This window comes from Streptomyces sp. NPDC048416 (genome assembly GCF_043200435.1).
GTDB lineage: Bacteria > Actinomycetota > Actinomycetes > Streptomycetales > Streptomycetaceae > Streptomyces.
On the sequence record NZ_JBICXU010000020.1, the window covers coordinates 118,431 to 132,811 of the forward strand.

A 14,381-nucleotide genomic window follows, 5' to 3' on the forward strand; every position below is an offset into this window, starting at 1 on the left:
CCGGGTCCCGGGGCCTCAGCCGATGGTCCAGCGCTGGAGCGCGGACCCTGTGTCGGCCTGCTGGGTGACGAGTGCTCCGTCGGCCGTCGATGCGGTGGTCAGGGACAGCCCGCTGACCTTGGAGGCGATGGCGTACCGGCCGTCGGCCGTGGCGGTGACCGTCCAGCGCTGGTTGGCGCCGCCGGTGCAGGGCCACTGGATCACCTTGGCGCCGGCACCGTGGGAGCTCGCCGTGACGTCGGCGCAGAGCTTCGACTCACTGTTGGCGATCTGGTAGCTGCCGTCGGACTGCCGCGCGAAGACCCAGTTCTGATTGGCTCCCGCGTTCGGGCTCCAGGTGATGAGCTGCGTGCCCTGCTCCGTGGAGTGGCCCGGGTCGTCGAGTGCCTTGCCCGACGCCGAGAGGGTGTGGGGACCGTCGAGGGAACCGCCGGTCGCCGGGCCGGTGGGGGTCAGGGCCAGGGTCTGCTCGGCGGCGGTGCGGGAGCCGCCGACCGCACTGCCCGTGGTGTCGGTCCAGGTACGGGTGGGGGTGGTCTCGGCGAGCCGGCCGGCCTTGGCGGAGAGGCCGAGTACGAGCCCGCTGTAGCGGTTCACCAGACGGTAGGAGCCGGTCGAGGTCACGGGCACGACGAACCACTGCTGCCCGACGGTGGGGCCTTGGGCTCCGGCGGCGGCGAGCACCGGCTTGGCGCCCCAGGCTCGTCCTGCCGTGGTCGTGGAGGGGACGCCGAGCAGCTTGCCCGTGGCGGCGTTGGCCATGCGGTACGAGCCGTCGCCGTCGGCGGTGAACACCCAGGATTCGAGGGCGGAGCCGGTGGCAGCCGCGACCGAGGTGGTGGAGGAACCGTCGGCGGCCTGGGACAGGACCCGGCCGTCGCCGTTGCCGATCCGGTAGGACTTGGTGACGTCGACCGGGGGCGCGGCCGGCGCCGATGAACCCACCGTGACGTCCACGTACTCGCCGTCGGCCCCGCCCTGGCACTCGATGGAGCAGTACGACCTGAAGGTCTTGCCGACGATGGTGGAGTTGGTGCGGTTGGCACCGTCGAGGAACCAGCGGTACCAGGAGTTGTTGGTGTAGGCGCCGGTGTCGCCGAGCAGGTGCCACTTCTGGCTTGCGAGGTCGTCGGTGGCGTAGATGCGCTGCGGCGCCGTCCCGTTCACCGCCTCGGGCTCCCCGATGTAGAGGCCGAGGTAGGCGTTGTAGGTGATGTTCATGACGAACAGCGGTGATTTTGTGGGCAGTTGGCCTGCCGCGATCTGCTGGGCCACCGTGCCGGAGTGCGCGGGATCGTAGTCACCGGCGACCGGGGTGTACCCGGTGGAACTGCCGGCGTCGACCGGCACCATGTTGCTCTCCAGGCCGCCCACGCCCGGTTGCGACCAGTGGCCGTCGTACCACTTCTGCCACGAGCCGCGCGCCATCTTGGCGGAGATCGGCGCCCGGGCCACGTGCGCGAGGCTGTCCTCCCAGTTGCCGCCCTTCGCGACGATGCGCGACCCGTAGTAGACGTAGAAGTAGCCCGACGCGGTGTCGACGAAGAGCCGCTGGTCACCGTCGCCGTAGGAGTACGTCTCGTGCGGGAACTGCGCGGTGTCGCCGCGCTTGGTGCTGTACGGCGAGGTGATGGCGTGGTCCTTGATGGTCCAGGTGCGGCCCTGGTCCTTCGAGACGGCGTAGTCGATCGCGTCGAAGTGGATGCCGTCGGAGAACGGCGCCGGGGTGAACTCGTTGTGGACGAGCCCGTACCAGTCACCGGTGTCCGGGTCGACCCACATCCCGGAGAGGTCGCAGTAGTTCTTCTGCGAGTAGCCCGCGTTGCCGACCGCGTTGGTCGCCTCCACGCCGGTGGGGCTGTTGTTGCAGCGCCAGGTCGTGTCGTTGTTCCGGTCGGAGGGGTTGGCCGGGTTCACCGCGTCGCTGATCGCGCTGGACCGGGAGGCGCTGTCCATGTCGGCGCCGGTGAAGAAGTCCCAGTACCGGGGGTCCTTCGCCCCGTACAGGGCGGCGGACTGCTGGAAGTAGAAGGTGCCGTCCTTGTCGATGTACGTCGAGGCGGGCGTGTCCGTGGGGTGCGTGTACGGCACGGGCGAGCCGACGCCGATGGTGTACGTCGTTTCCGGGGAGGCGGCCGCCGCGGGCGGCGCCACCGCGGCGGCCAGTGCCAGGGTCGCGGCGCCCACGACGGCGGCGACTGCTCTGAAGGTGGGGGAAGACACGGGCGCTCCTTCTGTGGGGCCCACGGGTGTGGGGGCGGGGAACGGCGCTCGCCGGCGACATGGCCGCCCGCGTGCTGGGCAGTCTGCGCACCGCGGCCGGCACCGTCCACGGACATCCGTGGGCCGGGCTTGGACTTTTGTCGCAGCGCCCCGGCGCCGCGCACCGTCCGCGTCCCCCGCCCGGACGGAACGGCCCCGAGGAGGTGACCGGCGGCCGGTGGTCGCGAATAGCCCATCGCTGTGCCGCCGACTTTGCGTCAGTCGAGCCACCCGCGGGAATGCGTGGCCGAAAACTGACTCAAAGCCAATGGATTCGCGAGCCGCGATCCCTCACCAAAAGGCACGGAACAAGATATTCCGGGCGACGAGTTTCGATACGCCTAAAGGATGAGTAAGGTGTGGCTCGCTGTCGGTGAACCTGCGTGTGCGCTCGGTCTCCGACTGAATTCCGCATGGCAGGGATTCGTAGGGCGCGGGGTGTCGTCCGCGGGGACACAGGGAGAGGATCGTGGCTGCCGGCTCGTTCGAGGGACACTACGTGTGGCATCCGGCGGCCGACGATCGCGAGCTGGCACGGGCGTGCACCGACGTACGGGCCGGGCGCTACCTGGGCGCCCACAACGTCCTCCAAGAGACGCGCGGCGACTACGAGTTGCGGGCCCACCGTTCGCTGGTCCTGGCCTCCGAGGCGGCGGACTCCGACCTTGCCGAGCGCTGGCTCGCCGAGGAACCCGGCCCGGAGGCGGCCCTGTTGGCGGCGCGCGTGGCCATGATCCGCGCACTGCGCACGGCGGACGCCGACGACGCACGCTCCGGGGCGCTGCTGCGTATCGCGCAGGCCGCCTGCGAACGAGCGGGACGGCTGCTGCCGCACGACCCCACGCCCTGGGTGGCCCAACTGGCCCTCGCCCGCATCGACGGGCCCCGCGACGCCGCACCCAGGGGGCTGCTGACCGCGCCGGCCGGACCCTGGCAGCTGTTCGCCCGTGTGCTGCGTCTCGACCCCTGGCACCGCGAGGCCCACCACCGCTTCCTGGCCTGCTTCTTCACGCGCAACGGCGGATCTGCGAGCGCCCGATGGGACGTCGCCTCCTTTCTCAGCCACCGGGCCCCCGCCACGTCCGCGCTGAGGCTCCTCCCGCTGGTCGCACTGGTCGAGGACTACGACCCGAACGCGTTGTTGGCGAACGAGACCTGGCAGCAGCCGCAATGGACGACAACCGCCCTGGGGATTTACCACAACTGGTTTCCACAAACGGCGAGTTACCGGTTCACCCCCGTCCTGGACCTGGCCTATCTGGCGCACGCCCTGTTCATGGCGAAGCGCGAATTCGAAGCACGGGAAGTCCTCACGGCCATGGGCCCCTACGCCTCGCGCATGCCCTGGAGCGTGTTCGGCGACCCCGGGGAGCAGCTGACCAGGGCCAGGAAGTCCTGCGGCCTCCCGACCCCCGCTCCGGCCTGACCACGGCCGGTGTGCACAGCCCGCCCGCGAGACCACGCGTCTTTTCACCCCGAGGAAAGGTTGCCCCTGTGTCCGAGCGCACGTCCCCCGCCCGCCCATCGAGCAAATCCGCGGAGAAGACATCCGCGACATCCGACGACGACGCCACGCTCCATGCGATGGGATATCCGCGGAAACTCACCCGTAGATTTCACGCCTTCGACAATTTCGCCATATCCTTCACCATCATCAACATCCTCTCCGGAATTTTCTCCGCATTCGGTTTCGGAATGGGAGCCGGTGGTCCGCGGATTCTCATCTTCGGCTGGATCGGCGTCTCGGTCATGGTGTTGTTCGTGGGCGCCGCGATGGGGGAGATCGCGTCCGCCTACCCGACCAGCGGCGCCCTGTACTTCTCGGCCGGCAAGCTGGCGAAGCGGCACCGCGGGGCCTGGTCCTGGTACACGGGCTGGCTGAACTTCGTCGGCCAGGTCGGCGGCACCGCCGCCACCAACTACGCGGCCGCCACCTTCATCCAGGCGTTCATCGCCATGCAGTGGCCGTCGTACGAGGCGACGCCGCAGCAGACCGTCGGTATCGCGACGGCGATCCTGCTGCTCCAGGCCCTCGCCAACACCTACACCGTGCAGCTGGTCGCCGTGGTGAACCGGATCTCGGTGTGGTGGCTGCTCATCGGCATGGTCGTGATCGTCGTCGCCCTCAGCGTGAAGCCCGGCTCCCACCAGCCGGTCTCGTTCGCCACGCACTTCGTCAACACCACCGGCTTCAGCAACGGTCTGTACGCCGCGATGCTCGGCCTGCTGGTCACCAGCTGGACGTTCACCGGCTTCGACGGCAGCTTCCACATGTCCGAGGAGACGGTGAAGGCCACCGTCAACACGCCCAAGGGCATCATGCGCGCCATCCTGTACTCGGCGCTCACCGGCCTCGTCCTCATGCTCGCCCTGGTGTACTCGATCCGTGACTACGCGTCCGAGATCGCCGCGTCGGCGCCGCCGGTGCAGATCCTCATCGACGCGCTGGGGCTCGGCACGGCCAAGGTGCTCCTGCTGATCGTCATCGGCGCCATGCTGTTCTGCGGGCTCGCCAACATGACCAGCAACACCCGCCAGATCTTCGCCTTCTCGCGCGACGGCGCGATGCCCGGCTCCCGCTGGTGGCATTCGGTGTCGCTGCGCACCCGTACGCCCGTGAAGGCCGTGTGGCTGGCCGCCGTCTGCGCGCTCGTGCTGATCATTCCGGGCTGGTGGTCGCACACCGCGTTCACCGCCATCGTGAGCGTCAACGTGGTCGGTCTGTACCTGGCGTACGGCGTGCCGATCTTCCTGCGGCTGCGGCTGAACGACTTCCAGCCCGGCCCGTGGAACCTGGGCCGCTACGGCAGGCCGGTGGCCGCGATCGCCGTGGTCTGGATCGTGCTCAGCAGCATCCTGTTCATGCTGCCCCAGGTCTCCCCCATCACCGCCGACTCGTTCAACTACGCCCCGATCGCACTCGGCGCGGTCCTGCTCATCGCCACGGTGTGGTGGTTCGCCACGGCCCGCCGGCGCTTCCAGGGCCCCGTCAGCTATGGCAGCCCCGACGAGGTGGCGGCGATGGACCTCGTCTGAGGACGAGGCGTCCGGCTTCCGCACCCCGACCGCGATCACGTCGCGAGCCGACGCTCCAGCGGGGTGCGGAAACTCGGCTTGATCCGGACACCGGCGAAGAACGACGTCAGCCGGGCGGCCTCGACGCCGATCGCCGTGCGCGCGTCCTTCCCCGGGCCGCCGGGCGCAAGCAGCTCCGTGACGATCTCGCCGTCGGGCCGCTGGGCCCAGCCGCCCACGACGCGCCCGTTCCACCACACGCTGGGCCCGATGTTCCCGTTGGTGTCGAAGAGTTCGCGCGTGTGCCCGGCGTCGACGTACCAGTCGCGGTGCCGCCAGCCCATGGGGGTGGGGTCGAGCGCGGGAAGCAGCGCGGCCCAGGGCTGCGGCTCGGCAGGCGGTTCGAGGTGGGCGGGCAGGGCGTGACCGGGGCCCTCGTCGAGCTCGACCTCGACCGCGTCGGTGCGGGCCAGCGCCTTACGGGTGTCGGTGAGCGTCCAGCCCGTCCACCATTTGACGTCCTCGGTGGTGGCGGGGCCGAACGCCGCGAGATAGCGGGCGGCCAGGAGCGACTTGGCCTCGTCGACGGGCAGGTCGGGGTGGGGCTCCGCGGGCATCCAGCGGTACTGGCTGGACGCCCAGCTGCCGAGCGGCCGGCCGCGCCGGATGCGACCCTCGGCGGCCATCACACCGAGGAAACGGCTGGTGACACGCACCCTCGCCTCGTACGGCTTGCCCTCGGCCTGCACGATCTGCGCCTTCAAGTCCGGTACCTCGTCCGCGAGTTGCGAGGCCGTGGCCTGGCCGCGCCCCTGGAGCGCGGCCAGCACCGACGCCTCGGTCGCGGCGAACCAGCGTTCGTCGAACCCGAGCTGCTCCTGGATGACCTTGGCCAGGTTCCTGCGCTCACGGGCGGCCACGGCGCGGGCCGTCGAGGCGTCCACGACGGGGGCGAGTTCGCGCGGCACCACGAACATGGTGCGCCGCATGCACAGCATCCGCACCAGCGTCCGGTCCTCGTACAGCGCGCGCTCCAGGTCCGCCACGGACGGATCCTTGAGACGGGCGGCGACGGAGAGGTACACGGAGGCCGGGTCGGTGGCGTGCAGACCGAGCAGCGCCTCGGCCACCGCTTCCGGCGTACCGGCGCGGGCGGCGGGTGCCAGCAGATGGCGGGCGCCGAGGCGGGCGCGGCGTTCCTCGGCGGTGATCTTCCGGCGGGTCTGGGTCATGGTTTGAGGCTAGCGACCACACCCGCCGTCGCGCTGAGGCCGTCCAGGATGGTCGGCGCCATGCTCGTACCGGCCAGGAAGAAGCCGAGCAGAGCGCAGACGATCGCGTGCGAGAGCTTGAGCCCCCCGCTCCGAAGAAAGATCACCGCGAGGACCACGAGCAACAGGACCACCGAGATCGAAACAGCCATGACGAACCTCCTCCACCGCGCCGGAATCCCGGCGTTCGGGCGTCAGTGTGGCGGAGGAGGCGCCGCCGTCCGGCTCAAGACATGTCCGCCGTACGGGTGTTGACTGCCTGTTACCCCACGGCCCGGCCCCTGAGCCGCGAGGCGGAGGCTGTGCCGGTGCCGTCCCCTGTGCGGATCGTGGCTCAGGCGGGTACGCGGTCCGCCGGCGTGCCCCAGGTGACCGTGCGGTCGCACCAGCGGTCGAGGAGCACCCGGTCGTGTCCGACGGCCAGCAGGGACGCCCTGGTCGCGCGCCGGTAGGTCTCGACGGCGTCGACCAGGGCGGCCGTGGTCGAGGAGTCCAGCGCGGTGGTCATCTCGTCGCAGATCAGCAGGCGCGGGCGGAGCACCAGAGCGCGCGCCAGGCAGGCACGTTGGAGCTGGCCGTCGCTGACGTCGTCGGCAGCCCGGGTCAGGAGGTCACCGCCGAGGCCGACCGCGTGGGCGAGTTCGTCGACGCGCTCGCGGATCTCGATGTGCCGGCCGGTCGCCTTCAGCGGCTCGGCGATCAGTTCGCGCAACCGCAGCCCGCGGCCGGTCGAGAGCCGGGGCGACTGGGAGACGACTCCCACGGTGACGCGCAGGGCGCGTGGAGCCCGGTGGCCGACGACGGGGGTGCCGGCCACGACGACCGTCCCCGCGTCGGGACGGTGCAGCAGCGCGGCGACCCGGGCCAGGGTGGACTTCCCGCAGCCGGTGGGGCCGAGCAGGCCGACCGCCTCGCCGGCGGCCACGGCGAGGCTCATGTCCCGCACGACGGGCTTGCCCCGCTCGTAGCCGGCGGTGATGTTGCTGAGTTCGAGCACTGCTGGAGTCCTCCCCGTGGGCGTGGTGGCAGGCGAACCGGCCGTTGGCCCGAGAGGCCCCCAGCCCCGACGGTATGCCGGGAATGGGCCTGAAGGAACGTTCCGGCAGGGCTTCGAGCAGACCACGAGCGTACGGGTGATGCGAACGCGGGGCGCCGAAGAAGCTGGTGGCATCGGCGATTTCCCCGCTGAAACCGCCGGCTTGCGCAGCCCGGGCCACGAACGAGCAGCCGCACGAAGGGGAACGCGAAGGGTGCAGGCACACCGGGCGAACGGGGCCGGCACGCTTCACGGCGGCACGCCGTACGGTGTCGCGCGCCCCAACCGACGGGCGGACCGGCCCTTTCCGCAGCGCACGCCGAGCGGTATCGCACGCGCCCCAACCGACCGACGGACCAGCACCCTTCACGGCGCCGCACGCCGAACGGGTCACACGCGCCCCAACCGACCGACGGACCGGCGCCCTTCGCGTCGCACAGCGAACGGTGTCACGCGCGGCCCAACCCACGGGCGGACCAGACCCTCCGCGGCGCACGCCGAACGATGTCGCACGCGCCCCAACCGACGGAAGGACCAGCGCCCTTCACGACGCACACCGGACGATGTCACACGCGCCCCAACGAGCGGACGAACCGGCGCCTTTCACGACGCACGCCGAACGGGGTCACACTCATCCCTACCGACCGACGGACCAGCACCCTCCGCGGCGCACGCCGGACGATGTCGCACGCGCCCCAACCGACCGACGGACCGGCGCCCTTCACTGCGCCGCACGCCGAACGGGTCACACGCGTCCCACCCCACGGACGGAGGCCCGCGTCCGCGCGGGCGCGGGTTCCGGGGCGCGGGAAGCCGTGGCCCGGCGGGCTATTCGCCCCTTGCGCCGTCGATGGCCTCGCGCAGCAGGTCGGCGTGGCCGTTGTGGCGGGCGTACTCCTCGATCATGTGGGTGAGGATGTACCGCAGCGATATGGACTCGCCCCGGAACTCCACCGTCCCGTCGAGACCGGCACGGGAGTCGACGACGGAGCGCGAGTCTGCGCACGCGGCGCGCCAGGCGGCGAACGCCTCGTCCACATCGGCGTCCTCCACATGGAAGGCGCCGGACTCCCCGTCGGCGGTGTGCGGCCAGCACGTCGTCAGGCGTTCCTCGTTCAGGACGAGCCGGAACCAGATCCGTTCGGTGTCGACGGCGTGCCGGACCAGGCCGAGCAGGCTCAGATCCGAGGTCGGTACCGGTTTCGCCTTCAGCTGCCCGGCACTCAGGCCCGCACATTTCCAGGCGAGCGTTTCTCGCTGGTGGTCGAGGAACGCGGTCAGCGACGTACGGTCGTCGGCCGTCTTGGACGGTGTGGCGCGCTGGTGATCGGTCATCGGCCGATGATGCCAAGCGGCCCGGGCGCCGGGGGTTCTCGTCCGCGGGATGGACGAGAACCCCCGGCCCGCCCTCAGGGCGCCCGCAAGTCGACGAGCTCGGCGATCGCAGCCCGGTGCTCACCCGCGGAACCGAGCGCGATCTGGGCCGACTTGGCACGTTTGAGATAGAGGTGCGCGGGATGCTCCCAGGTCATGCCGATACCGCCGTGCAGTTGTACGCACTCCTCGGCGGCATGCACCGCCACCCGGGCACAGTAGGCCTGGGCGACGGCCGCCGCGAGCGGCGCCTGCGGGCTGCCGGTCGCCAGCGCGTCGGCCGCGTTGCGAGCGGCGGCCCGCGCCGAGACGATCTCAAGCCAGAGCTGCGCCATACGGTGCTTGAGCGCCTGGAAGGAGCCGACCGGCCGGTTGAACTGCTTGCGCTCGCGGGTGTACGTGACCGTCTCGGTCAGGCACCATTCGGCGATGCCGAGCTGTTCGGATGCGAGCAGCCCGGCCCCGGCGAGCAGCCCGCGCCGCACAGCGGCGGGCGTGGTGTCCGCGCCCGCCAGGAGCGTGCCGCCCACGCCGTCGAGGGTGACGGCGGCGAGCGGGCGGGTCAGGTCGAGCGGTGTGAGCGCAGTGACCGTGACATCGGCCGCGTCCACCGCGTACAGGCCCTCGGCCGTCGGCACGAGCAGGACGTCGGCCGTGGCCGCGTCGGCGACCGGGGAGACGGTCCCGGTGAGCGTCCCGGACAGCCGTACCGAATCCGGCCCCGCCGAGAACGGCACGACGAGGGCGGCGGTCCTGTGCCCGCTGGCCAACTCCCGTACGAGCGCGCTTACTTCGGGCTTCTCCGTGCCCAGCGCGAGCAGAATCTCGGTGGAGATCACGGCGCTGGTGAGGAACGGCACGGGCGCCACCGCCCGGCCGATCTCCTCCAGGACCACCGCGGCCTCCCGGTGCGACGCGCCCTGTCCGCCCAGCTCCTCGGGCACGAGCAGCCCCGCGAGATCCATCCGGGCGCCGAGCGAGCGCCACAGGTCCGGGTCGTACGGCGCGTCCGACTCGGCGCGGGCGAGCGTGGAGGGGGTGTCGGTGCGGTCGGCGAGCAGAGCGCGCACGGCTGCCCTGAGGTCGTCCTCGGCCTCGGAGTACAGCAGGTCGGGGGTGGCTTCTTCGGCGGTCTGTGCTGTCATCGGGCCAGGTCCTTCCAGGCGACGTCCTTGTCGTTGCGCGGCTCCGCGGGCAGCCCGAGTACACGTTCGGCGACGATGTTGAGGAGCACTTCGCTCGTGCCGCCCTCGATGGAGTTCCCCTTCGAGCGCAGGTAGCGGTACCCGGCGTCGCGGCCGGTGAAGTCGACGAGTTCGGGCCGGCGCATCGTCCAGTCCGAGTACAACAGCCCGTCCGCGCGCAGGAGTTCGACCTCCAGGCCGCTGATCTCCTGATTCAGCCGGGCGAAGGCGAGCTTCATGCCGGAGCCCTCGGGGCCTGGCTGGCCTGCGACGAGCTGCTGACGAAGGCGCTCGCCGGTGAGCCGGGCCACCTCGGCCTCGACCCACAGCGTGAGCAGGCGCTGGTGCGTGTCGTGGGTGCGCAGCTCGGGGCGTTCGCGCCAGGTGCGGGCGACCGGGCCGATCATGCCGCCCTCGCGCGGGATGCGCATGCCGCCGATGGAGACCCGCTCGTTCATGAGGGTGGTCTGGGCGACCTTCCAACCCTCGCCGATCTCACCGAGCCGATGGGCGTCGGGGATGCGGACCCCGGTGAGGAAGACCTCGTTGAACTCGGCCTCGCCGGTGATCTGGCGCAGTGGCCGCACCTCGACGCCCGGGTCGCTCATGTCGCAGATGAAGTAGCTGATCCCCTGGTGCTTGGGCAGGCCGGGGTCGGTGCGGGCGATGAGGATGGCCCAGCGGGCGAGGTGGGCGCTGGAGGTCCACACCTTCTGGCCGTCGATGACCCAGCTGTCGCCGTCGCACACGGCACGGGTGCCGAGCGCCGCGAGGTCGGAGCCCGCGCCCGGCTCGCTGAAGAGCTGGCACCAGACCTCCTCGCCCACCCACAGGGGGCGCAGGAAGCGTCGCTTCTGTTCCTCGGTGCCGTACTTGAGGACGGTCGGCGCGGCCATGCCGAGCCCGATGCCGATCCGCCGGGGGTCGTTGTCGGGGGCGCCCGCCGCCGCGAGCTCGGCGTCGACGACGGGTTGCAGGGAGCGCGGCGCGGCGAGACCGCCGAGGCCCACCGGGTAGTGCACCCAGGCGAGCCCGGCGTCGAAGCGGGCCTTGAGGAAGTCGAGCGGTTCGGTGTCGGCGGGCGGGTGCGCGGCAAGCAACTCGGTTGTGCGGGCGCGCAGTTCGGCGGCGTCGGTCATCGGCCGGCTCCGTCCGTGAGGACGACCACGCGGCCGGTGGTCGTGCCGTCGGCCACGCGCTGCACGGCGGCCGCGGCGTCCTTGAGCGGGACCCGCTCGCTGATGAGCGGCTTGATGGCGCCTTCGGTGGCGAGCCGGGTCAGCTGTTCGTGGCAGCGCGCGATCGAGGCCGGGTCCTTCTGGGCGTACAAGCCCCAGTGCAGTCCGACGATCGAGTAGTTCTTGACCAGGGCGTGGTTGAGCGCGGGCGCCGGAACGGATCCGCTCGCGAAGCCCACGATCACGATGCGGCCCTCGAAGGCGACGCACTTGGCCGACTTGGCGTAGGCGTCGCCGCCGACCGGATCGTAGATGACGTCGGCGCCATGGCCCGCGGTGGCCTCCTTGACCGCTGCGACGATGTCGTCCGCACGCCGGTCGATGACCAGGTCGCAGCCCAACTCCCGTGCCACGGCCGCCTTTTGTGGCCCGCCGACGACGCCGATGACGCGCGCCCCCGCGGCCTTGCCGAGCTGCACGGCCGCGCTGCCCACTCCCCCGGCGGCGGCATGCACCAGCAGCGTCTCGCCCTCCTGGAGGCGGGCCCTGCGGTGCAGTCCGAACATTCCGGTCTGGTAGCCGATGTGCAGCGCGGCCGCCTCGGCGTCGTCCAGGGCGTCGGGCGCCGGCAGCAGGGCCGCCTCGTCGGCGACGACGTATTCGGCGAGGCCGCCGTGCGGCAGCGCGGGGTTGGCGATCACCCGGCGGCCGTCCTCGGTCTCTCCGCAGATCTCCACGCCGGGCGTGAAGGGCAGCGGCGGGCGGATCTGGTACTGCCCGCGGCAGAGCAGCGCGTCGGGGAAGTTGATGTTGGCGGCACGCACCCTCAGGAGCACCTGGCCGGCGCCCGGCACGGGCCGGTCGATGTCGTCGAGCCGCATCACCTCGCCCGGCTCGCCGTTCTCGTGCACTCGCCATGCCTGCATTCGGGGCCTCCACACGCCGGGCGCGATACGGGCTGCGTACCGCTGAGTACGTTCCACTGCTCGCAGCATACTAAGCGGTCGCTTGTCGTTGGGGGAATGGCCTGGGCCCAGCGGCCGGCAAACGGGCGGCCGCCGGGCGCGCGACGCGACGGCACCCGGACCGCACGCGTCGGATAGGTCCCTGCACGGGCATGGCGATGTGGGGCGGCAGCCGGTAGGGATGCGCCATGACCGACGCAGCCGCACAGCCACCGCGCCCCGCGCACCCCGGACTGCCGGAGCCTCCCCCGCTCGGCGCGTGTGCGCTGGCGCCGGGCACGTACGAGGGCAGCGTGGTCCTGGTCACCGGGGGCGGGTCGGGTCTCGGCAAGGCGATGGCCACCGAATTCGCACGGCTCGGCGCCGACCTCATGATCGTGGGGCGCTCGGCGGACCGGCTCAGGGCCGCCGAGCGGGAGCTGGCGGCGCTCGGCGGCCGGGTGGCGGGCGCCGTCTGCGACATCAGGGAGCCGGAGCGGATCGCCGAGGTCTTCGACGTGGCCGAGTCGGCGCTCGGCCTCCCGGACGTCCTGGTGAACAACGCCGCCGCCAACTTCCCCTCCCCGGCCGAGGACCTGTCGCCGAACGCCTGGCGGGCGGTCCTCGACATCACGTTGACCGGAACGTGGTTCATGACCCGCGAATTCGGCCGCCGTCATCTGGCGGCCGGCACCCCGGGATCGGTCATCAGCATCGGAGCGTCGTACGCGTGGACCGGCGGCCCTGGCCACGCGCACTCGGCGGCCGCGAAGGCCGGCGTACAGAACCTGGTCGAGACGCTGGCCGTGGAGTGGGGGCCCTACGGCATCCGGATCAACGGCCTCGTGCCGGGTCTGATGCCGCACCCCGACCTTCCGCCGTCGATCCGCGCGGGCCTCGACCGGGCCGAGGAATCCGGCGAACTCGGTGCGCGCCAGCCCGCGTTGAGGGTCGGCCGGCCTCGCGAGCTCGGCTGGGCGGCCACCTTCCTCGCCTCCCCGTACGCCCGGTTCATCAGCGGCCACACCCTGGTGGTGGACGGGGCGAACTGGCAGCGGCGCGCCCTGGTGGCGCCCCCGGTGAGCAGCGTGCGGGACCAGCTGGGGCGGGGGCCGTTCGGCGGGTAGCGCGTGGCGGTCGCCTCACTTTCCTTCGAAGTCCGGCGGGCGCCGGGCGGCCCTGGCCGCGTAGCCCTCGCGTGCGTCGTCGGATGTGAGGGTGAGGGCCGCGGCGAGCGCGGCCCGGTCGAGGGCTTCGGCCAGGCCCGCATCCGCGAAGGCGTCGATGGAGCGTTTGGCGGCTCGCACGGCGAGGGGCGCGTTGGCCGCGATCGCCTCCGCGGTCTTCGCCGCCACGCCGTCCAGCTCCCCGACCGGTACGACCTGTTGCAGCAGGCCGATGCGCTCGGCGGTGGGCGCGTCGATGCGGCGGCCGGTGAGGGCGAGCAGCTTGGCCCAGCCGGCGCCCGCGTCGCGCGCGATCCGCAGCTCCCCTCCGGCATCGACGGCCACCCCGATGCCGGTCTCGGGCAGCGCGAACACGGCGTCCTGCGCGGCGATCCTGATGTCGGCCATCAAGGCCAGCTCGAAGCCGAAGCCGAGGCAGTAGCCCTGGACGGCGGCGACCACGGGCTGGGGCAGCCGGGCGAAGGCGGCGAAGCGCTCGTGGACCCAGCGGATGCCCTCGTAGTAGCGGTGCGTGCGTTCGGCCGGGGAGCGTCCGGTGATGCCGCCGCCCGGGGCGCCGACGTCGATCCCGGCACAGAAGGCACGCCCCTCGGCGCGCAGCAGCACGGCCCTGACCGACTCGTCGAAGCGGATCCGATCGGCGAGCAGTCCGAGTTGGCGGCTGGACTCCCAGCTCCATCCGTTGAGCTTGTCCGGCCGGCACAGCGTCAGGACGGCGGTGCCGGTGCCGGTGACGTCGAGCCGGATGCGTTCCTCGCCCTCGGCGACCCGCCGGTCCAGGGTGTCGATCATCACCCCTCCCCCTGCCTATGCTGACTACCCGTCAGGCCTGTCGAGACTAGGGGGTGTCTGGTGGATCAGGGTCGGTCAGGGTGCGGCGCCTGGTGCGGTGCATCGCAAGGCGCCGGAACGTCGTGATAGCGGAGCTAT

General features: G+C 71.7%; 12 protein-coding genes. 3 read left to right on the top strand and 9 right to left on the bottom strand.

Going from position 1 to position 14,381, the window contains the following annotated elements; translation table 11 throughout:
* Positions 1 to 15: 15 nt before the first annotated feature.
* Positions 16 to 2,223, bottom strand: coding sequence for an RICIN domain-containing protein (locus ACGFW5_RS23750; RefSeq protein WP_393836299.1), 2,208 nt, complete (start codon positions 2,221 to 2,223; stop codon positions 16 to 18).
* Between the two features lie 508 nt (positions 2,224 to 2,731).
* On the opposite strand from ACGFW5_RS23750, the gene ACGFW5_RS23755 reads away from it, so the two are divergent.
* Both ACGFW5_RS23755 and ACGFW5_RS23760 read left to right on the top strand, forming a co-directional pair.
* On the top strand, positions 2,732 to 3,688 hold the full coding sequence (locus ACGFW5_RS23755; RefSeq protein ID WP_393836300.1) for a hypothetical protein: 957 nt from the start codon (positions 2,732 to 2,734) through the stop codon (positions 3,686 to 3,688).
* A 158-nt stretch (positions 3,689 to 3,846) separates the two neighbouring features.
* A complete protein-coding gene (locus tag ACGFW5_RS23760) occupies positions 3,847 to 5,298 on the top strand; it encodes an amino acid permease (RefSeq protein WP_393836301.1) in 1,452 nt (483 codons plus the stop codon).
* Positions 5,299 to 5,333: 35 nt separating this feature from the next.
* Here the strand turns inward: ACGFW5_RS23760 and ACGFW5_RS23765 are convergent, their stop codons facing one another.
* The 7 genes from ACGFW5_RS23765 to ACGFW5_RS23795 form a co-directional block, all read right to left on the bottom strand.
* Positions 5,334 to 6,509 carry a winged helix DNA-binding domain-containing protein gene (locus ACGFW5_RS23765; protein ID WP_393836302.1) on the bottom strand — a complete coding sequence of 392 codons (1,176 nt, stop codon included), beginning with the start codon at positions 6,507 to 6,509 and terminating at the stop codon, positions 5,334 to 5,336.
* Positions 6,506 to 6,700, bottom strand: coding sequence for a hypothetical protein (locus tag ACGFW5_RS23770; protein WP_393836303.1), 195 nt, complete (start codon positions 6,698 to 6,700; stop codon positions 6,506 to 6,508). The genes ACGFW5_RS23765 and ACGFW5_RS23770 overlap by 4 nt, the downstream gene beginning before the upstream one ends.
* A 182-nt stretch (positions 6,701 to 6,882) precedes the next feature.
* On the bottom strand, positions 6,883 to 7,545 hold the full coding sequence (locus ACGFW5_RS23775; protein WP_393836304.1) for an ABC transporter ATP-binding protein: 663 nt from the start codon (positions 7,543 to 7,545) through the stop codon (positions 6,883 to 6,885).
* A gap of 867 nt (positions 7,546 to 8,412) precedes the next feature.
* The gene (locus ACGFW5_RS23780) at positions 8,413 to 8,919 is read right to left on the bottom strand and encodes a DinB family protein (RefSeq protein WP_393836305.1); all 507 of its coding nucleotides are present in this window, start codon (positions 8,917 to 8,919) and stop codon (positions 8,413 to 8,415) included.
* Between the two features lie 74 nt (positions 8,920 to 8,993).
* On the bottom strand, positions 8,994 to 10,103 hold the full coding sequence (locus ACGFW5_RS23785; protein WP_393836306.1) for an acyl-CoA dehydrogenase family protein: 1,110 nt from the start codon (positions 10,101 to 10,103) through the stop codon (positions 8,994 to 8,996).
* Complete coding sequence (locus ACGFW5_RS23790; protein ID WP_393836307.1) at positions 10,100 to 11,281, bottom strand: acyl-CoA dehydrogenase family protein; 1,182 nt, start codon at positions 11,279 to 11,281, stop codon at positions 10,100 to 10,102. The genes ACGFW5_RS23785 and ACGFW5_RS23790 overlap by 4 nt, the downstream gene beginning before the upstream one ends.
* Complete coding sequence (locus ACGFW5_RS23795) at positions 11,278 to 12,246, bottom strand: NADPH:quinone oxidoreductase family protein (RefSeq protein WP_393836308.1); 969 nt, start codon at positions 12,244 to 12,246, stop codon at positions 11,278 to 11,280. Before ACGFW5_RS23795 ends, ACGFW5_RS23790 begins: the two co-directional genes overlap by 4 nt.
* Positions 12,247 to 12,473: 227 nt before the next feature.
* On the opposite strand from ACGFW5_RS23795, the gene ACGFW5_RS23800 reads away from it, so the two are divergent.
* Positions 12,474 to 13,391 (top strand): SDR family oxidoreductase, encoded by a 918-nt coding sequence (locus ACGFW5_RS23800; protein WP_393836309.1) that lies wholly within the window; start codon positions 12,474 to 12,476, stop codon positions 13,389 to 13,391.
* Between the two features lie 15 nt (positions 13,392 to 13,406).
* Here the strand turns inward: ACGFW5_RS23800 and ACGFW5_RS23805 are convergent, their stop codons facing one another.
* Positions 13,407 to 14,243, bottom strand: a complete 837-nt coding sequence (locus ACGFW5_RS23805) for an enoyl-CoA hydratase/isomerase family protein (RefSeq protein WP_393836310.1) — start codon at positions 14,241 to 14,243, stop codon at positions 13,407 to 13,409.
* Positions 14,244 to 14,381: the final 138 nt, after the last annotated feature.